Consider the following 18546-nt stretch of genomic DNA (forward strand, 5'->3'; position numbering starts at 1 on the left):
CCCTCCGTCATCCACAGCGAGTGCAGCAGCGATGAGTTATCAACCTGCGTACCAGCCGGTTTCACGCACCAGTTCACTGGCGGTCGTGAGCCTGGTGTTTGGCATCCTCAGCTGGTGTCTGGTGCCGTTTATCGGCGCGATCGTGGCGATCGTCTGTGGCCATCTGGCGCGCGGCGAGATCCGTCGCGCACCAGATGGCAGCGGCATCGAGGGTGATGGCATGGCGATCGCCGGGTTGGTGCTCGGCTATGTGCATCTGGCCTTCTGGGTGCTCGTGCTGCTGGTGGTGCTTGGCGTGCTGTTCCTGGGCGCCGGCCTGCACTGGCATTGATCGGCATGGTCATGCCGACGCCGTTTGATTTTCGCGACTGGCGTGTTGTCGTGGCGGGTGGCAGCCGTGGCATCGGCCGCAGCATCGCGCTGGCGTTTGCGCAGGCCGGCGCCGCGGTGTCGATCTGCGCGCGTGGCGAAGCTGCGCTGGAGGAAACCCGGCAGGCGATCGCCGGCCACGATGTGGTCGCCCATGCGCAGTCATGTGATCTGGCCGATGCGGAGGCCATCGAAAGCTATGTCGCGAGTGCTGCCAGCGCACTCGGCGGCATCGACGTACTGGTCAACAACGCCAGCGGTTACGGTTTCGGCGACAACGATGAAGCGTGGCTGGCCGACTTCAATGTCGACCTGATGGCGGCCGTGCGTGCCTCGCGGGCGGCGCAGCCGCATCTGGCCAAGTCGGCGCACGCCTGCATCCTGCACACCAGCTCGATCGCGGCATTGCGCCCGCGTCCGGCTGGCCCTTCCTACGCGGCGATGAAGGCCGCGCTGAGCCACTACACCATGTCGCAGGCGCTGGCACTTGCCGCACAGCGCATCCGGGTCAATGCCATTGCACCGGGCTCGATCGAATTTCCCGATGGCATGTGGGACCGCTGCAGGCATGAAGATCCGGCGCGCTATGCCGCCGTCTTGGCGAAGATCCCGTTCGGCCGTTACGGCACGCCGGAGGAAGTCGCTCATGCGGCACTGTTCCTCGCTTCGCCATGGGCCGGCTGGATCACCGGTCAGACCCTGGTCGTCGATGGCGGCCAGATGCTCAATGGCTGAGCGCACCGAAGTCGATGACATGAGCGATCTGCACTCCACCGCGCGTTTCAGTGATCGTGTCGATGATTACGTGCGTTACCGGCCAGACTATCCGTCAGCCCTGCTTGGATGGCTGCAGCACGCGCAGGGTGTTGATGCCAGCTGGCGGGTGGCTGATATCGGTGCCGGCACCGGCATCTCGTCGAAGTTGTTTCTCGATGCCGGTCATCGCGTCACGGCGGTTGAGCCAAACGCACCGATGCGTGCTGCCGCGGAACACTGGCTGCAGGCATACGAAGGTTTCGATGCCGTCGATGGCCGCGCTGACGCCAGCGGCCTTCCCGATGTCAGCGTGGATCTGGTCACGGTGGCACAGGCATTCCACTGGTTCGACGAGGAAGCGGCGCGACGCGAGTTCGCACGCATCTTGCGTCCCGGTGGACTGGCCGCGATCTGGTGGAATTCGCGCCGCCTGAGCGGCACGCGTTTCCTCGAAGGCTACGAGGCCTTGCTGCAGACCTGGGGCACCGACTACACCAGCGTGGCCGAGCGCTATGCCGACGATGCGAGCATGCGTGCCTGGTTTGGCGCAGGCTATCGCGGCAGCGCCAGTTTCGAGCATGGCCAGCGGCTGGATTTCGAGGCGCTGCGGGGCAGGTTGATGTCTTCGTCCTATGCGCCGCAGGTTGGTCACCCCAAGCATGTGCCGATGCTGCACGCGCTGCGCGAACTGTTCGACGCCTGTGCCGAGCACGGCACGGTAAGCTTCGATTACGACACCCGCATCTTTGCCGGACATCTGGCCTGACCATGTACGACTACCTGCGCCCGCTGCTGTTCAAGCTCGATCCCGAGACTGCGCATCACCTCACCCTGTACGGGCTGGGCGTGGCCCAGCGCAGCAACTTCAGCCATTGGATAGCCAGGCCGCCGGCAGATCTGCCGACCACGGTGTTCGGCATCACGTTTCCGAATCCGGTGGGTCTGGCCGCGGGCCTTGACAAGAATGCCGAGCATCTCGACGCGCTCGACGCGCTCGGCTTCGGCTTCATCGAGGTGGGCACGGTGACGCCGCTGCCGCAGCCAGGCAACGACAAACCGCGCATGTTCCGGCTGCCACAGCACGAGGCAGTCATCAACCGGCTCGGCTTCAACAACGGCGGCGTCGATGCGCTGGTGCGCAATGTGCTGCGGTCCAGCTACCACGGTGTACTGGGCATCAACATCGGCAAGAACAAGGACACGCCGAACGAGAAGGCGGTCAACGATTACCTGACCTGCCTCACTCGCGTCTACGAGCACGCCAGCTACATCACGGTGAATATTTCCTCGCCGAATACCCAGGGCCTGCGCGACCTGCAGGAAGAGGCCACGCTGCGCCGCTTCATCTCGGTCCTGCGCGAGGCACAGGAGCGGCTCGGCTCGCAGCACGAGCAGCGCAAGCCGATGCTGCTGAAGATCGCGCCGGATCTGACCGAGGCGGAACTCGACGCGATCGCCGAGGTGCTGTTGCGTACTGGCATCGATGGCGTGATCTGCAGCAACACCACGATCGACCATGCAGCGGTGGCCGACGATCCGCACGGTGGTGAAACCGGCGGGCTGTCCGGCAAGCCGCTGTTCGAGCGTTCCACGGCGGTGCTGGCCGGCATGCACCAGCGCTTGCAGGGGCGTATCCCGCTGATCGGCGTAGGCGGCATCCTCGACGGCAGCGATGCGGCCGAGAAGCTCGACGCCGGTGCGTCGCTGGTGCAGGTCTACTCGGGGCTGATCTATCGCGGGCCGCAGCTGGTCGCCGAATGCGTCAACGAGATCCGCCGCCAGCGCGAGGCTGCCAATGCCGGTTGAACAGGTCGACATGGGCGGCTACACGCTCATCGAAAATGCCTCGCTGGCCAACCGCAACACGCTGCGCGTGGCCGCGCGGGCGAAGTTGCTGGCGGAGATTCGCGACGCCAGCAAACTGCCCGAACTGCTCGACTTCCCGGCCGTGCGCAACGGACGTCTGCTGGTACTGGGCGAAGGCAGCAATGTGCTGTTCACCGGCGATTTCGACGGCACCGTGCTGGTGATGGCAACCAGAGGCGTGCAAGTGGAAAGCGATGGTGACAGTGCACGCATCGCCGTGGCCGCCGGCGAACGCTGGGACGACTTCGTGCGCTGGACGCTGGGTCAGGGTTATGCCGGCCTGGAAAACCTGATCCTGATTCCAGGCACTGTCGGCGCCGCGCCGATCCAGAACATCGGTGCCTACGGCTGTGAAGTGGCCGAGTTCATCGAAAGTGTGGAAGCGTGGGACATCCGCGAGCGCCGCGTGGTGACGCTCGATCACGCCGCCTGCGCATTCGCCTACCGCGACTCGCTGTTCAAGCACGAGCCTGGCCGTTACATCGTCACTGCCGTGCGCTTCGTGCTGCCGCGCAGCCGTCCGCTGCGCACCGACTACGCCGGCATCAACGAACAACTGGCACGGATGGGTGTGGACAAGCCCGCGCCGTTCCACGTTGCCGAAGCGGTGGTGCATCTGCGCACCAGCAAGCTGCCAGACCCGTCGGTCCTTGGTAACGCTGGCAGCTTCTTCAAGAACCCGATCATCGACGCCGCGCTGGCTGATGCGCTCAAGCGCGAGCATCCCGGGCTGGCCGTTTGGCCGCAGCCGGATGGCCGTTGCAAAGTATCCGCGGCCTGGATGATCGAGGCTGCCGGTTTCAAGGGTGTTCGTGAAGGTGATGCCGGCATTTCCAACCGGCATGCGCTGGTACTGGTCAATCATGGGAAGGCGACGGGGCCGCAATTGTGGGCGCTGGCGCAGCGGGTGATGCACGGAGTGCGCGAGAAATTCGGCGTTGCGTTGGAGCCGGAGCCGGTGGTGATCGGTACGCGCTGAGTTTTTCTGTGGGGCTGGCTTCAACCGCGATGCTCTTGCGCGTTTTTGTTGATTAAGTGCAGAGCTTTCGTTCGCCTGCGGCGACCGAGTCACTTTTCTCTTGCGTGGCCAAGAGAAAAGTAACCAAAAGAGAAGGCCACCCCGCTTGGCGCTTGCCGGGCATCCTTGCCCGGCAAGTCCGTGAGCTGGGATCGGGCTTTTCGACAGGACTCCTGTCCTGGCGAAAAGGAATCGGCATCCCTGCCGATTCCCCCTGCGGGGCCTGTCGACCCCAGCTCACCGCCGCACAGGGGCCCCGGGTAGAGCAGCGGGCCATCGTGGCCCGCACTCGGTGAAAAACTTAGAAGCTCAAAAGCGAGGGCAAGAGCGAAGAGTCGCACTGCGGCTGCTTCGCTGTTGTCTTGGCTGTTGCTCCGGCTCTTCTGAAAAGTACGCGCAGGATGCGCGTTGCTTTACCTGGGGCTCCTCTGAAGCGGCGGCCGGGTGGAGGGAAAGCCCGAAGGGTGGTTCGCAGGGATGCGAACCAGTTTGTCGTCAGGGCAGGACGCCCTGTCGACAAACCCCGTAACCCGACCGCGGACCTTGCGGGCAGGGATGCCCGCAACGCGCGTAAGCGGGGTGTCGTTTTCTCTTGGGTACTTCTCTTTTACTCCGGGCATCCTGCCCTCCGCCCTTCGGGCCAGCTTCGCTGTTCGCGCACGCTCCTGCGTGCGCGTGGACTAGCAAAAGAGAAGTGCCTCGCCCTCCGAAGGAGGGTGAAAGCTCTGCTTTCAATCAACAAAATCGAGCAAGAGCATCGCGCCTGAAGCCGCTCCAACAAAGGACAAAGGAGCTACGCGTGAGCCCGCTTCTCGATATTCGGCAAAAACACCGTAATCAATCCCATCAACGGCAGATACGCACACAGCCGGTAGACGTACTCGATGCCATGTGCGTCGGCCACGCCACCGAGCACGGCGGCACCGATGCCGCCCATGCCGAAGGCGAAGCCGAAGAACAGCCCGGAGATCATGCCGACCCGGCCTGGGATCAGCTCCTGCGCGTAGACCAGGATCGCCGAGAACGCCGAGGCCAGGATCAGGCCGATGATCACCGTCAGCACGCCGGTCCACATCAGGTTCGCGTGCGGCAGCAGCAGGGTGAACGGCGCCACGCCGAGGATCGACACCCAGATCACCCACTTGCGCCCGATGCGGTCGCCGATCGGGCCACCGATCAGCGAACCGGCCGCTACCGCGAACAGGAACACGAACAAGTGCACCTGCGCGCTCTGCACCGACACGCCGAACTTGTGGATCAGATAGAACGTGTAATAGCTGCTGAGGCTGGCCAGGTAGAAATACTTGGAGAAGATCAGCAGGCCGAGGATCGCCAGCGCGCCGATGACCTGGTTGCGCGACAGCGCCACCACCGTCAGATGCCGCGCGGCCGACTTGCTGCGTGCAACGTGATGCTGTCCATACCAGCGGCCAACCTGCAGCAACACCATGATCGCCAGCAACGCCGCCAGCGAGAACCACGCCACGCTGCCGCGCCCATGCGGCACGATGATCCATGCGGCCAGCAGCGGTCCCAGCGATGCGCCCGTGTTGCCGCCGACCTGGAACAGCGATTGCGCCAGACCATGCCGCCCACCGGAAGCCATCCGCGCCACCCGCGAGGATTCCGGGTGGAACACCGATGAGCCGGTGCCGACCAGTGCAGCGGCCAGCAGCAGGATCGGGAAGTTCGGTGCCACCGCCAGCAGCAACAGGCCGCACAGGGTGAAGCCCATGCCCACCGGCAGCGAGTACGGCATCGGCCGGCGGTCGGTGACCATGCCGACCAGCGGCTGCAGCATCGAGGCAGTCAGCTGGTAGGTCAGGGTGATCAGACCGACCTGGGCGAAGCTCAGGTGGAAATCGCTTTTCAGGATCGGATAGATCGCCAGGATCAGCGACTGGATCATGTCGTTGAGCATGTGCGCGAAGCTGATCGCGCCCAGCACGCCGAATGCCGTGCCTTCGGCATGGTGCGCAGGTGCCAGCGGCTGGGTCGTCGGCTGAGCCGGCAGGTTCGCCTCGTCGACGCGGATATCCATGGAACACTCTCGGGGATGAGGGAGGGGTGGCACGCATTGCATCGCCAGCAACGCCATTTTAAAGTGGCGCCCATCGGCCCGCATGCATCATTGGGTCAAGTTCTATCGAATTCGGGCCAAACCAGTGCGCCATGCGTAATACACGGGTCACTCATTACGAAGACACCCCGCGCGATGTCGTGATTACCGGCAACGACTATCCGCCGCATTACGTCTTGCCGCGCCACGCCCACAAGCGCGGCCAGCTGCTGTACGCCGCCACCGGCGTGGTCACCGTGATTACCGACGAAGGCAGCTGGGTGGTGCCGCCGCGCCGCGCACTATGGATTCCCGGCGGCATCGCGCACGAGGTGCGCATGAGCGGTGCGGTGTCCACCCGCAGCGCGTACGTGAGAGCTGAGGCTTCTGCGTCGCTGCCGATACATTGCCGTGTGATCGGTGTTTCACTGCTGCTGCATGCCTTGCTGCTGGAAGCGGTGGATCTGCCGGCCGAGTACGCGCTGGATGGCCGTGATGGCCGGGTGATGGCGCTGCTGCTGGACGAGATCGCCGCGATGCCCGCGCTGGCGCTCAACACGCCGTTACCGCGCGATCCGCGGCTGGCCCGCCTGTGCCGTGCTCTGATGGCGGCGCCAGCTTTGGAAATCGATATCGACGCGATGGCGCACAAGGTCGGCATCAGCCGGCGCAGCTTCACCCGTTTGTTCCGTCAGCAGACCGGCATGAGTTTCAGCGCATGGCGCCAGCAGGCCTGCCTGCTGGCAGCATTGACCCGGCTGGGTGGTGGCGAATCGATCACCCAGGTCGCGGTCGATCTGGGTTACAGCAGCGCCAGCGCCTTTACCGCGGCGTTCCGGCGGGTACTTGGTGCTGCACCCAGTCGCTATCTGGCATCCGATGAGCACATCGCACGCGCCACGACCGAAGCATGAACCATGGGCAGTGCGGCTGCACTCGCATCGCCGGCGAGCACGGTCACTGGTCTGTCAAAGTGCAGTGTCAAGCTGAGCGGGTCCTGAGTTCACCCTGTCATATCGCTGTGGCTGTACCGGCAGCGGGTTACCATGCCGGTTGATATAACGGTCCTCCGGACGCGTGACCCTCCTGACCGGATCATGGATTTGAGCCAATGAACAGTCGCATCATCCGCGATACCTTGCCCACCGACGCCTCCGCGCCCGCTGCCAACGACGTGTTGCCCATCGCGGCACCGACGGTGGACCTCGGTGACAGCCGGCTTTACATCCATCGCGAGCTGTCGCAGCTGCAATTCAACATCCGTGTGCTGGACCAGGCGCTGGACGAACGCACGCCGCTGCTGGAACGGCTGAAGTTCCTGCTGATCTTCTCGCGCAACATGGACGAGTTCTTCGAGATCCGCGTGGCCGGACTGAAGGGCCAGATCGCGCTGGATCACGAACTGATCGGGCCGGACGGCATCCCGCCGCGTCGTGCGCTGGCCGAGATCAGCGAGATCGCGCACAAGCAGATCGAGCGTCAGTACGCGATCCTCAATGAACGCATCCTGCCGGAGCTGGCCGGGCAGGGCATCCGTATCGTTCGCCGCACGCAGTGGACGCACAAGCAGAAGCTGTGGGTGCGCCGCTATTTCCGTGAGGAAGTGGCGCCGCTGATCACGCCGATCGGACTCGACCCGACCCATCCCTTCCCGCTGCTGGTCAACAAGAGCCTCAACTTCATCGTGCGGCTGGATGGTGTCGATGCGTTCGGTCGCGACTCCGGTCTGGCCATCGTGCCGGCACCACGCGTGCTGCCGCGATTGATCCGCCTGCCGCAGGAGATCTGCGAGGGCGGCGACAACTATGTGCTGCTGTCTTCGATGATCCATGCGCACGCGGAAGAATTGTTTCCCGGCATGCAGGTGCTCGGCTGCTACCAGTTCCGGCTGACCCGCAACGCCGACCTCACGCTCGATCCGGAGGATGTCGAGGATCTGGCGCTGGCCCTGCGCGGCGAGCTGTATTCGCGCCGCTTCGGCGACGCGGTGCGACTGGAGGTGGCCGACAACTGTCCGAAGGATCTGGCTGACTACCTGCTAAAGCAGTTCGGGCTCAGCGAGTCGGAGCTGTACGAGGTGAACGGTCCGGTGAACCTTGCCCGCCTGTTCAGCATCGCCAGCAACGCCAGCTACCCGCAATTGCAGTACCGGCCGTTCACGCCGACCCTGCCGAAAGCACTCAAGCACGCCGAGGACTTGTTCCAGGTCATCGGCAAGCAGGACGTGCTGCTGCTGCATCCGTACGAGTCGTTTTCGCCGGTGATCGACCTGCTGCGCCAGGCAGCGAAAGATCCGCAGGTGCTGGCGATCAAGCAGACGCTCTACCGCACCAACGCGAACTCTGAGATCGTCGATGCGCTGGTCGATGCAGCGCGCGCGGGCAAGGAAGTGACCGCGGTGGTCGAACTGCGTGCGCGTTTCGACGAAGAATCCAACCTCTCGCTCGCCTCGCGCCTGCAGCAGGCTGGCGCGATGGTGATCTACGGCGTGGTCGGCATCAAGACGCACGCCAAGCTGATGTTGATCCAGCGCCGTGAAGGCAGCGAATTGGTGCGCTACGCCCATATGGGCACCGGCAACTACCACACCGGCAACGCGCGCCTCTACACCGACTACAGCCTGCTCACTTCCGACGAAGCCTTGTGCGAGGACGTCCACAAGCTGTTCAGTCAGCTCACCGGCATGGGCAAGGTATTGCGCATGAAGAAACTGCTGCATGCGCCGTTCACGCTGAAGAAAGTGCTGCTCGAACTGATCGCACGTGAAACTGCGCACGCGGCGGCAGGAAAGCCGGCGCAGATCATCATCAAGGTCAATGCGCTGACCGAGCCGAAGGTGATCCGTGCGCTGTACAAGGCCAGCATCGCCGGCGTGCAGGTCGACCTGATCGTGCGTGGCGTCTGCTGTCTGCGGCCAGGTGTGGAAGGGGTATCCGAAAACATCCGCGTGCGCTCGATCATCGGGCGCTTCCTCGAGCACAGCCGCGTCTACTGGTTCGCCAACGACGGCGAGCCGCAGCTGTACCTGGCCAGTGCCGACCTGATGGAACGCAACCTGGATCGTCGCGTCGAGGCCGCGTTTCCGCTCGAAGGCAAGAAATTGCAGCAACGCGTCCACAACGCTCTCGAACTCTACCTCGCCGACAACACGACAGCCTTGCTGCTGCAGCCCGATGGCCAGTACCTGCGTCCGGCCGTGAGCAGCGACGAGCCTGCCTGCGATGTGCAGGTCGAGTTGCTGGAAAAGCTGTGCGGGGTCGCGACCTCTGGCGGGCGCTGAGTTCGCGGATCGGAAAAGCGTGACCTTGAAGTGCCGGCTGGCTGTCAGATCTCGTCACCATGGGCAGCGGAAGTTTCAGATCGATCGGATATCGCCGATCAACAAGGCATGACGCTTGTGCCAAACGATGCGCAGTCTCGCGCGCATCAGTCCGAATCAGGCAATCGGGCAAAGACAGCGCTATCGCCGCTCCTCCATGAGACCGACCAGGTTGCCGTCGGGGTCGCGCAAGAATCCAATCCAGAGTTCATGATCGGGAAGCCTGGCCGTAAGCTGCGGTGCCCGCTCGCTGACCGCGCCTCGCGCGACGATGGCTGCATGAGTGGCGTCGATGTCGGCAACCTTGAAATAGAGAATGGAGTTGTGCCCCACGCTGCCAGCACCTTGCGGCGTGCTGAGCATCAGACGCACGCCGCCGGCGTCGAGGAAAGCGAGGTTCGGCCCGGCGCTGAACAGAAAGCTCAAGCCCAGCGCATCGCGATAGAACGGCAAGGCAACGCCGACATCGCTGACCGTCACTACAATCTGGCCGATGGTGGAAAGCCTGGGTTCGATGTTCATGTCGTTTGCGTCCATTGAGGTGGCTGGCTGGATAGGCGGCACAAGCGCCGATGCGATTGCCCGTGCCGGTTCTACACTTCTCTGGTCATGAAGACGCTGTACGGATCCTCGACATAATCTGCAAATGGTCCACAGGCGTGGAACCCGAAGTTGGCGTAAAGCTGATGAGCCGGCGCGAATGCCTTCGCCGAACCGGTCTCCAGGCTCAACCGATGATACGAACGGCGCTTGGCCTCTTCCAGAATATGCCGCATGAGGAATGCCCCCACGCCCTTGCGCCGATGCATGGATGCCGTACGCATCGACTTGATCTCGCCATGCAGGGAATCAAGCTGCTTGATGGCACCACATCCCATCAATTCGGTGTTCTGCCATACCGACCAGAATGTGATCTCCGGTTTGCGCAGTGCCTCGATATCAAGCGCATGAATGCTCTCCGGCGGAGAGTGCAGACTCATGCTCTGCAAGTGTTCGTGAAGCAGCCCGACAACCGCCGGGCTGCTCAAGTCATCTAAGCGGATTTCCATGGGAATTTGTACCGGATATCCGACATGTGGGCCCTGATGCTGGAGTCAGGCGACGGCGAATCCGTCCTCCTTGGACGAAATGTCAGGCATCACTACCGCGATCAATCTGCTGCATTTCCGGTGTGTCCTTGCAGACGGCACAGTGCTCGCCTCTACGAGATCGAAAAAACCTCGTCACCGTGAACACGGTTGCTGCGATGGCGCCCCATATGGCCCCTTGAGTGGCGGAGTAAGGCGAATCATGGCCTTTGAGCATTTGCACGGCACCGATGATGACAAAAGCGCCAACGAAGACGGTAAGAAAGCGCTTGATCCAGAATGTGGTACCCATCGATTCGCTCCTTGTGATGCCTGACGCCTGAGGTAAGCGGCCGCTGCCGCGAGGACTGACAGTTTGCAGTGACACCCTGGCACTCCGCTTGATCGCATAGTCAGTTGGCATTTTCAGACTTGCGTCGCGGGCGCTGCTTGCTGGAAACCGATTGAATGACTGTACTCCCAGTACCCTCGATCGGAAGTGGGATTTTCGCTTGTGCGATAGCCGCGTTGATGAGTGCAAGCACTTCGGGCGAACGAAGGGCTTTGATGCTTGGTACACGAATGAAGCGATTCTGCTTCCCGCCGCCCTGGAGCAACCTGTCCGGGTCGGCCAGCGTCGCACCTTGGTAGAAAGAAATGCCGACGCCGTTTGCTGCCGCTGCAATGGAAACAATGCAATCGGAAGCCCGTGGAGTTGTGCAGTAGCCGATCACGAAGAAGTTGTAGTTATCGTAGACCAACTCGATCGCGGTGGGCATGAGCTTGCGAAGCTCGACACGACACTGCCGAATGAGTTCGGCGCTGGCGGGTTCGAACTTGTCGATAAACTCGGCAAGTCGCTTTTCGATGTTCGAATCAGACGCGGTAGTCATTGGTGATGACTTCATGATTCGTGTTCGCCGAGTTGAAGGGTTGCCAATGCCACCTTGCGCTGGAGTTAAGCGGCAGTGTCCGCCTTGAACGAGTAGTTAGGGCACTCAGAGGCAGTCACCCTTGGAACAGGAATATGCCACACCCACGAAAACGTCACTGGCAAATATGAAGGTTAGGCAAAGTACAGTAGCAACAGCCAGAAAAATGTGGCCCGCTTTGGGGCGCCCTAGCCAAAGGACAGCACCAGCCAAGAACGCTAGAAAGCTGAGACCAAATGGTAGCCATAGGACCGGCGATCCGCTTGGCAAGAGCGCCAACTTGTCGAGCGCCACGAGGCTGATGGCGTACACGATGATCGAAAAGATGACGAGTACGATCAGTTTCATATTGGCCTAACGCTTGAGTTAAGCGGCGGCGAAGCCGCCTTGAACGAATTGTTCGACATGCTCTGCCGCCTTAAAGAAGTTTGGTGGAACCTCAACGGAGAAAGGCTCACCTAGCTCGACGGACTTGGTTTTCTTGAACATGCCAGAAACTTTGATCCTGTATGGAACATACACAAAGCGGGAGTAGCCAGAAGCCTCAATATGCACACGGATACCATCTGGCGATACCGGTGAAAACTGTGCGGGAATATTGACGTTGGCAGCAAGGGCGACACCCAAAAACTCACCAGTGCCAGCGCCGGAGCGGAAGGCGTCAGCCAACAACCGATAAATTTCTTGAGGCTGGGGATGCTCCTCGCCGTTGTAGCCACCTGTGGCCGCAACTTTGCCGTCTGGCGATAGCGTGGCTCCGAACGGATAGAAGTCGGCGGCTTTTTCGAGCATGGTGCGCGCAAAGTTCAAGCAGTACGTCAGCAACTCATGCAGCTGTTCGGGCGATGCGGCCATGTGCTCCCCTGATGTCTAACGCTGGAGTTAAGCGGCGGCGTAGCCGTCCGCCTTGAACGATTGGTTAGGCGAGTCTAGACGATCCTAGGCACGCCCGAGGCTCTATCGCTGGGCGCCTCGCCGATGGCAATGAGCCCAAGCAACATCGCAAACTTGCCGACGAGCGAAATGTGTTGCTGTGCTGCAGGAACGTGCGGGACTCTACTTTCAATGGCTTGCTGCGCCGAGAGCAGGTAGTGAAGCACTTGCTTTGATACGACGTGCTCACTTTTTATGAGCTCGGACTTCTCGATAAGCCGCATATAAAAAGCATCGAAGGCCGCCGCATCGAAGTAATCTGTGAGAAGTTGGCCAACTGATTTGTTGTATAGATCTTCTAGCTCGACATCAAAATCGCTTGGACTCATGTTCGCGCCTAACGCTGGAGTTAAGCGGCGGCGAAGCCGTCCGCCTTGAACGAGTAGTTATGCACCTACGGAATTATTCGATTGGACACAAATTAGCCCATTTATTTTGAGCCTGCCAAGCAGAGCCGTGACGTGTGAACTGCCAGCCGTCGCTGCTACATGGATCAGAGGGCGGCTGCGGATCTTGGCGGCATAGCAAGAGCGATCCGTCCGCGCGTTGAAACCAATAGCGATGGTGCTGATCGTAAGAGGGAAATGGAGATTCTTTGCTTTTGACAAGGCTCATAAGTTCGGCCTGCTCAGGCGGAGCCACGCGAAGCTGCTTCCACTCGGGGGATGCCTCTAAGCCACACATTTTCACTGCATTTACGCAGCCAGCTAATGCTAATGACATTGCGAGAAGGATGAATTTGTGCATAACGCTAGAGTTAAGCGGCGGCGAAGCCGTCCGCCTTGAACGAATGGTTAGGCGCGTAGTGGCTCAAGATGGCCTGCCGCGTCTCGGGAAATAGACACTAACGTATCTTCGAACTCACCATCTAAGAAGCCACAGATGTACGACGCGGCACCATCCGGTTTTACCCAAATGTCGAAAACCACCGGTGGAGTGCTGCTACTTGTGGTTTGTGCAGCCAATGCTTCAACAGCTGGGATGTCGAGGACAAGGGCTGGAAATACAACCTCCGCATTGTTCAGTGCCGCGGCACGGCCAGACTCAGGGATGGTGACGCAAACCCGCAAGCTCGGCCCGTCGCCCACAGTCATCAGTGCCTCGACATATCCCTCAGCGGGAAACTCGCCAATGATCGAATCTGAGATTGATCGCATTGGTTGGTGAGCGCCTAACGCTGGAGTTAAGCGGCGGCGAAGCCGTCCGCCTTGAACGAATGGTTAGGCCATACTGCGCCACCAAAAAACGAGATTGAGCAGGTAGCAAGACAACGGCGCGAACGCGAAGCCAACGAAGAAGCGCGCATATAAATTGGATGGCTTCGGCGCAAAGGCTAAAGCCGCGCCAACCAGTAGGAACGCCACATAGGCCGCGAAAGACATGACTGACATAGCGTAAAACGCAAAGACATTCTCTGTGCTTGCCGGGTTTAAAAAATATGATACTGCCACTAAGCAATAAAAAAGTACTGGTGGCGTCACGGCACCTAGAACAACAACAGCGAATTTCCGGAGGCGTGGTGCGCGCACCATAGTGGCGATTGCTGCAACAGGCACGCCGAGTTCGAACGCTGCAGCTCCTAAGATCAGGTAGGTCTCAGAGATGTTCATAGCTCTTGTGGCCTAACGCTTGAGTTAAGCGGCGGCGTAGCCGTCCGCCTTGAACGAGATGTTAGGCATGCTAGCGCAGCCGCACATTGCAGTGACAACAAGACTCCGGAAAGAACGTGGGTAAGTCAGGCTCGGGAGACTTGCCACAGACCGTGCAACGATATTGCCGTGTCGCAGGGACGGACACGCCAATGGCAACCACCAAGCAACCGACTCCAACCCACCATGGAAAGTGTGCGACCCGAAAGCTGAGGAGCGAGGCTAGAAACAAAAGGCCCGGCAATGCAGCACCAAACCAAAGCCCGATGCGCCTGCGAGTACGGAACTGAGCAACTGGGTCGATGCTGTGGCTCATGCTGCCCGCCTAACGCTTAGTAGACCCCAAAAGTGAGGTGTTGCGCCGAGTATGCAGTGCCGTTCCTGACCGTTCAAGCGGCGAACTCCTACATCAAATCATGTGCTTGCACGGCAGTATCCCTGCGCGCCAGAGTGCACGGTGCCTGCGTTATGCGACACTTTTGAGGGTGTATGAGTTACGCATGCGAAAGTGAGGGTGTAACGGGAGCAAAAACGGCGCGGTTGCTGGAGTCGGGCAAGCTCATGGAAAAAGCGTACTGAATGTGCTGCTCCGAGCATCCACGCATGGGGTTGTTTTGTACAAACCTAAATCCATAGGCTAAACCGTCTTTTATCCGTATCGCTCCAATAGCCCAACCAGACGCAACAGGTAGCCGTTTTCACGTTCGGCTAGTTCGGCGTCACGCTCGGCATAGCGTTCAAAGGTGCGCCAGCGCATCCCTTTGGGCTTGTAGGGTTCGCCGAACAGATCGCTGAGGGTATCGCCCATCTTTCGCCGGATTGCCCAGCGCTGCGCCATGATGCGATTACTACCACTTACCCGCTGGCTGGCGTAGGTGGGTCGGGGGCGGATGGCGGTGCGATGGCAGAACAGGTCGATTCTGTTCCACTTTTGTAACGTCTGGACTCGCCGGCCAGTAACCGGGCAGTGCATGTACCAGCGACGCCCTCCGAAGTGCAGCGGGATGGATGACAGCAGAATGCGGCACACCACGTTGTTGTGCTTGCCGGTGTCGCGGTCGGGCACGGTATACAACAGGGTCAGCGTGCCATCGGTGTCTCCCAGTTCACCCCGGTAGCTCATGCTGGCGGTTTGCTCGCCGGTATAGCTGTCCGTCCAAACCCAGGAGCCGGATGTCGTGCAGCCAACGCGAAGGAACCCGCGTGCGAGTAGGCGCCGCACGTCCAGTTTCAGTGCGGATTCGATATGCGGGCGCCAGCCGTAACCACTCATATGTCTATTCCTTTGGTGGATTCAGCGTTCTATTCCCTTGGCCCCAGCGGTTCGCGGTCTGCCATGCTGACCGCGACCGCCGGGTGTAGATGGACAGCTAGCTGGAGATTCGGCCGATCTACTTCCAAGCGGTCGAATGGGTCAAACACTGTCAAGACACTTTGTCCGCAAGCCATGCCCCGCAAGCCTTTGCTCTCGATCCCGAGTAGGTGTGGGTACAGGTCTAGGTCTGGGTAAGGCAAGGCAAGGTTTCATGCGCTTTGATTCCCTGCCTCGACACGCAAAAGCTCGCGCACGACGGAATACTGGAGTGCATCGGGAATTCGCTTTTGCCTAGCGGTAGTCGTTGTGGTCTCGACGCGTCCGACGATCAAAAGTGATTGCAGGCGTTCCAGATGGAGCCGGTCAAGACGTTGCGGCATAGGCAAAAGCAACGCGTACTCGCGCACGAGATCGTGATTCCATCCCAACTTGAATCGTCCGTACTTGCATGGCCTGCCGACGATCTTTTCGGCGTTGTAATACCGTTGCAGCTTGACGCCAAAGTGTGGTCCCAAGTCACAGACTGTGAAGTGCAGGATCACCTTTTGCGAGCGTCCCCATAGAATCGCAGTCTGCCAATGTGTGAGGCGCAACCGATACTCACCCGGTGGAATTAATGCAGGTTTGTCACCGGAGAGTTCGCCGACTGCGGCTGGTGGCACGACGGTCAGTCGTGTAACTCCATCAGGGTCACTCTTAGCGACAGAATTTGCGGTGTACAATCAGCCTGCATGATGCTGTTGTCTTTTCCGCCTCGACGTTCCCGCGTCGGGGCGGTGGCATTTTTTGAGTTCATGCTGCCGCCACCTTGTCGATATCGCCGGCCATCACTTGCTGAAACTCGGCGAGGTCGGCCCGGTGATAGCGCACCATGCGGGCGCCGATCTTCCGGTAACGCGGGCCTTTGCGTAGTGCACGCCAGTTCCGCAACGTGCGGACGGCGGTCGACAGGATCAGGGCGGCTTCGTGTTCGTCGACAAGCTCGCCGGGGGAGGGCAGGGCATCGGTAGGCATTGCAGCATCTCCAGTGTTGCCCGCAGGTATTGCGGGTTGCTGGGATGCTGGAATGGACCTGATTTGTTGTGTCCGAATTCGGGAAAGCAAATGCCGAATTCGGTTTTAGTCCTTTTCCAGCGCGCGTGCTTCGGTAATTACTCTGCGAATGGTGTCATCGCTGGGCCGGGCAAAGCCCAGCTCTTGCAACTGTTTCATGACGCTGGATGTTGGGCCTCGGTCGGGCAGTTTCGCCATCACGTCCAATGCGCGAATGATGCGAAGCATGTTGCTTCGCTCGTGTGTAGCTAGTGGTTTGTCTATGACGACCGATGCTGTTTTATTGACATCCGGCCAATGATTGGGGTCGGCCAGAAAGAAAAATGCATCGGTGTGGTCGATCGTCCTAAGCCATTGACGCACGTCAGCCTGCGTCACGAACGCCAGATCCTCATGATGCAAACTAAAAAAATCACCGTTCGTAGTATCGCGTGTTTGCAGTGCTGGAACTTCTCTTCGCTCAATCGCCTGCTTCAGTGCGGCCATGATTGGAACGTACCCACGCGGCCGGCCTGTTATGTCGTGGCTTGGATCACGCCCAAAAATCAACATGACTACTTGAAAAAGCGTCAGGGGATCAATCAGGAGCCAAAGCTTCAAGGTTTCTTTTGAGTCGGGCTTGTTCCAATCGGTCACAGCGCACACCTCTGCGCCCTTCAATAGGTGCCGCGCCAGCCGGGGAAGGTGCCCGGTTTTCGGGGATCAGCCTAGGTGCGGCGTTGAAAGTATCAGCTTGCCTTGCACATGATCGGCACGACGTTGTCGCCAGCTTTCAAGGTATCCAAGTAGTCCGCCCATGCGTCCATCATCTTGCGGCGCTGGGGCAGGAATGACGTGCGGTTGTAGGCGCGTCCGTTCGCATCCTTCACCGCATGCGCGAGCTGGTGTTCGATGATGTCGACGCGGAAGCCCAGCACTTCATCAAGGATGGTGCGCGCGATGGCGCGGAAGCCATGCGCGGTCATGGTGTCCTTGTCGTAGCCCATGCGGCGCAGGGCGGCATTCACTGTCATATTGCTCAGCGGTCGCTTGATGCTGCGTGCACCGGGGAATACGTAGCGTCCTTTGCCAGTCAGCGGATGTAGCTCGCGCAGGATCGCCACGGCTTGCGGGGCCAGCGGCACGACATGCGGTAGGCGCAGCTTCATCCGCTCGGCGGGGATGTTCCACTCGCCGGCATCAAGGTCGATTTCCGGCCATTCCATTTCGCGCACTTCTCCCGGCCGGGTGAACACTAGCGGCGACAGTTTCAGCAGGGCAGCTACCACGTAGGAGCCGGTAAAACCGTCTATAGCCCGCAGCAGGTCTCCTACCTTGCCCGGCTCGGTGATGCTGGCGTAGTGCTGGGCCTTCCACGGGGTCAGCGAGCCGCGCAGGTCGCGCGTCACGTCGCCTTTCGCGCGCCCGGTGGCGACGGCGTAGCGAAATACTTGCCCGCAATTCTGGTGCGCCCGGTGCGCGGTCTCCACGGCGTTGCGCGATTCAATCCGACGCAGCACGGCCAGCACGTCCGGTGCCTCAAGTTTCGCCATCGGCTTTGTCCCGATCCACGGGAACACGTCGCGTTCAAGTCGACGGATAACTTTGTCCGCGTGGCTGGCTGCCCATTTCGGCGAAAACTTGGCGAACCACTCGCGCGCGACTGCCTCGAACGTGTCCGCATCCGCCAGTGTTTCCGCTTTGCGCTTGTTGCCGGGGTCGATACCGTCTGCCAGCAGCTTGCGTGCTTCGTCGCGGCGTTCGCGTGCCTTACGCAGGCTCACATCAGGGAAGGTGCCCATCGAAAGTGTGTTGCGCTTGCGGGTGTCGGGGCGGCGGTAGTCGAAGCGCCACCAGCGAGCGCCGTCGGGCTTCACCAGCAGGTACATGCCGCGTTCGTCGGCTAGCTTGTACGGCTTGCCCTGCGGCTTGGCATTGGCAACGGCGGATGGGGTGAGCATGGCGGTAACTCCCTTCGGCTTGATGTCGCTACCGTCCAAGTTACCGCCAGACTTGGGGGATAACAAGGGTAATTCGGGGAGCCTTCCGGGACGTCACCCAAAGAAAAACCGCGCCGTAGCGCGGTTTCCAGGGTCTTGCGTGACACTGGTGAAACTATCCGTGGTGGAGCGGATGGGGATCGAACCCACGACCTCCACGATGCGAACGTGGCGCTCTCCCAGCTGAGCTACCGCCCCACGGAAGCACGCGATATTAGCAGCGCATATCGG

General features: G+C 60.7%; 20 protein-coding genes and 1 tRNA gene. 7 read left to right on the forward strand and 14 right to left on the reverse strand.

What is annotated here, in order from left to right:
- Positions 1 to 31: 31 nt before the first annotated feature.
- Genes B0E51_RS15115 through murB form a run of 5 tightly spaced genes read left to right on the forward strand, consistent with a single transcriptional unit; the run spans position 32 to position 3970 of the window.
- Positions 32 to 331: a DUF4190 domain-containing protein gene (locus B0E51_RS15115; RefSeq protein ID WP_077445692.1), complete on the forward strand. Its 300-nt coding sequence runs from the start codon at positions 32 to 34 to the stop codon at positions 329 to 331.
- Positions 332 to 342: 11 nt separating this feature from the next.
- The gene (locus B0E51_RS15120) at positions 343 to 1104 is read left to right on the forward strand and encodes an SDR family oxidoreductase (RefSeq protein ID WP_077445799.1); all 762 of its coding nucleotides are present in this window, start codon (positions 343 to 345) and stop codon (positions 1102 to 1104) included.
- A gap of 19 nt (positions 1105 to 1123) precedes the next feature.
- On the forward strand, positions 1124 to 1891 hold the full coding sequence (locus tag B0E51_RS15125) for a class I SAM-dependent methyltransferase (protein ID WP_077445800.1): 768 nt from the start codon (positions 1124 to 1126) through the stop codon (positions 1889 to 1891).
- A 2-nt stretch (positions 1892 to 1893) separates the two neighbouring features.
- Positions 1894 to 2931: a quinone-dependent dihydroorotate dehydrogenase gene (locus B0E51_RS15130; RefSeq protein WP_077445693.1), complete on the forward strand. Its 1038-nt coding sequence runs from the start codon at positions 1894 to 1896 to the stop codon at positions 2929 to 2931.
- A gap of 10 nt (positions 2932 to 2941) precedes the next feature.
- Entirely contained in the window at positions 2942 to 3970 is a 1029-nt protein-coding gene (gene murB / locus B0E51_RS15135) for a UDP-N-acetylmuramate dehydrogenase (RefSeq protein ID WP_077445801.1), read from the forward strand.
- 832 nt (positions 3971 to 4802) lie between these two features.
- On the opposite strand, the gene B0E51_RS15140 is transcribed toward murB, so the two are convergent.
- A complete protein-coding gene (locus B0E51_RS15140; protein WP_217333113.1) occupies positions 4803 to 5930 on the reverse strand; it encodes an MFS transporter in 1128 nt (375 codons plus the stop codon).
- A gap of 251 nt (positions 5931 to 6181) precedes the next feature.
- On the opposite strand from B0E51_RS15140, the gene B0E51_RS15145 reads away from it, so the two are divergent.
- Both B0E51_RS15145 and ppk1 read left to right on the forward strand, forming a co-directional pair.
- The gene (locus B0E51_RS15145; RefSeq protein WP_077445695.1) at positions 6182 to 6982 is read left to right on the forward strand and encodes a helix-turn-helix transcriptional regulator; all 801 of its coding nucleotides are present in this window, start codon (positions 6182 to 6184) and stop codon (positions 6980 to 6982) included.
- A gap of 197 nt (positions 6983 to 7179) precedes the next feature.
- On the forward strand, positions 7180 to 9348 hold the full coding sequence (gene ppk1 / locus B0E51_RS15150; protein ID WP_077445696.1) for a polyphosphate kinase 1: 2169 nt from the start codon (positions 7180 to 7182) through the stop codon (positions 9346 to 9348).
- 180 nt (positions 9349 to 9528) lie between these two features.
- On the opposite strand, the gene B0E51_RS15155 is transcribed toward ppk1, so the two are convergent.
- The 13 genes from B0E51_RS15155 to B0E51_RS15220 all read right to left on the reverse strand — a co-directional run bounded on the left by B0E51_RS15155 (position 9529) and on the right by B0E51_RS15220 (position 18513).
- Positions 9529 to 9909 (reverse strand): VOC family protein, encoded by a 381-nt coding sequence (locus tag B0E51_RS15155; RefSeq protein ID WP_077445802.1) that lies wholly within the window; start codon positions 9907 to 9909, stop codon positions 9529 to 9531.
- A 71-nt stretch (positions 9910 to 9980) separates the two neighbouring features.
- Positions 9981 to 10415 carry a GNAT family N-acetyltransferase gene (locus B0E51_RS15160; RefSeq protein ID WP_254424544.1) on the reverse strand — a complete coding sequence of 145 codons (435 nt, stop codon included), beginning with the start codon at positions 10413 to 10415 and terminating at the stop codon, positions 9981 to 9983.
- Positions 10416 to 10518: 103 nt separating this feature from the next.
- Complete coding sequence (locus tag B0E51_RS15165; RefSeq protein WP_077445698.1) at positions 10519 to 10767, reverse strand: hypothetical protein; 249 nt, start codon at positions 10765 to 10767, stop codon at positions 10519 to 10521.
- 100 nt (positions 10768 to 10867) lie between these two features.
- Positions 10868 to 11362: a DUF1801 domain-containing protein gene (locus B0E51_RS15170; protein WP_143525947.1), complete on the reverse strand. Its 495-nt coding sequence runs from the start codon at positions 11360 to 11362 to the stop codon at positions 10868 to 10870.
- A gap of 390 nt (positions 11363 to 11752) precedes the next feature.
- Positions 11753 to 12241: a hypothetical protein gene (locus B0E51_RS15180; RefSeq protein WP_077445701.1), complete on the reverse strand. Its 489-nt coding sequence runs from the start codon at positions 12239 to 12241 to the stop codon at positions 11753 to 11755.
- 74 nt (positions 12242 to 12315) lie between these two features.
- Complete coding sequence (locus B0E51_RS15185; protein ID WP_077445702.1) at positions 12316 to 12648, reverse strand: hypothetical protein; 333 nt, start codon at positions 12646 to 12648, stop codon at positions 12316 to 12318.
- A gap of 891 nt (positions 12649 to 13539) precedes the next feature.
- A complete protein-coding gene (locus B0E51_RS15190) occupies positions 13540 to 13929 on the reverse strand; it encodes a hypothetical protein (protein WP_077445703.1) in 390 nt (129 codons plus the stop codon).
- A gap of 688 nt (positions 13930 to 14617) precedes the next feature.
- Complete coding sequence (locus B0E51_RS15195; RefSeq protein ID WP_077445704.1) at positions 14618 to 15241, reverse strand: hypothetical protein; 624 nt, start codon at positions 15239 to 15241, stop codon at positions 14618 to 14620.
- 251 nt (positions 15242 to 15492) lie between these two features.
- Positions 15493 to 15945 (reverse strand): hypothetical protein, encoded by a 453-nt coding sequence (locus B0E51_RS15200; RefSeq protein ID WP_143525948.1) that lies wholly within the window; start codon positions 15943 to 15945, stop codon positions 15493 to 15495.
- Between the two features lie 130 nt (positions 15946 to 16075).
- The gene (locus B0E51_RS15205) at positions 16076 to 16297 is read right to left on the reverse strand and encodes a helix-turn-helix domain-containing protein (RefSeq protein WP_077445706.1); all 222 of its coding nucleotides are present in this window, start codon (positions 16295 to 16297) and stop codon (positions 16076 to 16078) included.
- Between the two features lie 105 nt (positions 16298 to 16402).
- On the reverse strand, positions 16403 to 16972 hold the full coding sequence (locus B0E51_RS15210) for a hypothetical protein (protein WP_143525949.1): 570 nt from the start codon (positions 16970 to 16972) through the stop codon (positions 16403 to 16405).
- 92 nt (positions 16973 to 17064) lie between these two features.
- Positions 17065 to 18276, reverse strand: a complete 1212-nt coding sequence (locus B0E51_RS15215) for an integrase arm-type DNA-binding domain-containing protein (protein ID WP_077445708.1) — start codon at positions 18274 to 18276, stop codon at positions 17065 to 17067.
- A gap of 161 nt (positions 18277 to 18437) precedes the next feature.
- Positions 18438 to 18513, reverse strand: a tRNA-Ala gene (locus tag B0E51_RS15220).
- Positions 18514 to 18546: the final 33 nt, after the last annotated feature.

This window comes from Rhodanobacter sp. C05 (assembly GCF_002001165.1).
Taxonomy (GTDB): Bacteria; Pseudomonadota; Gammaproteobacteria; order Xanthomonadales; family Rhodanobacteraceae; genus Rhodanobacter.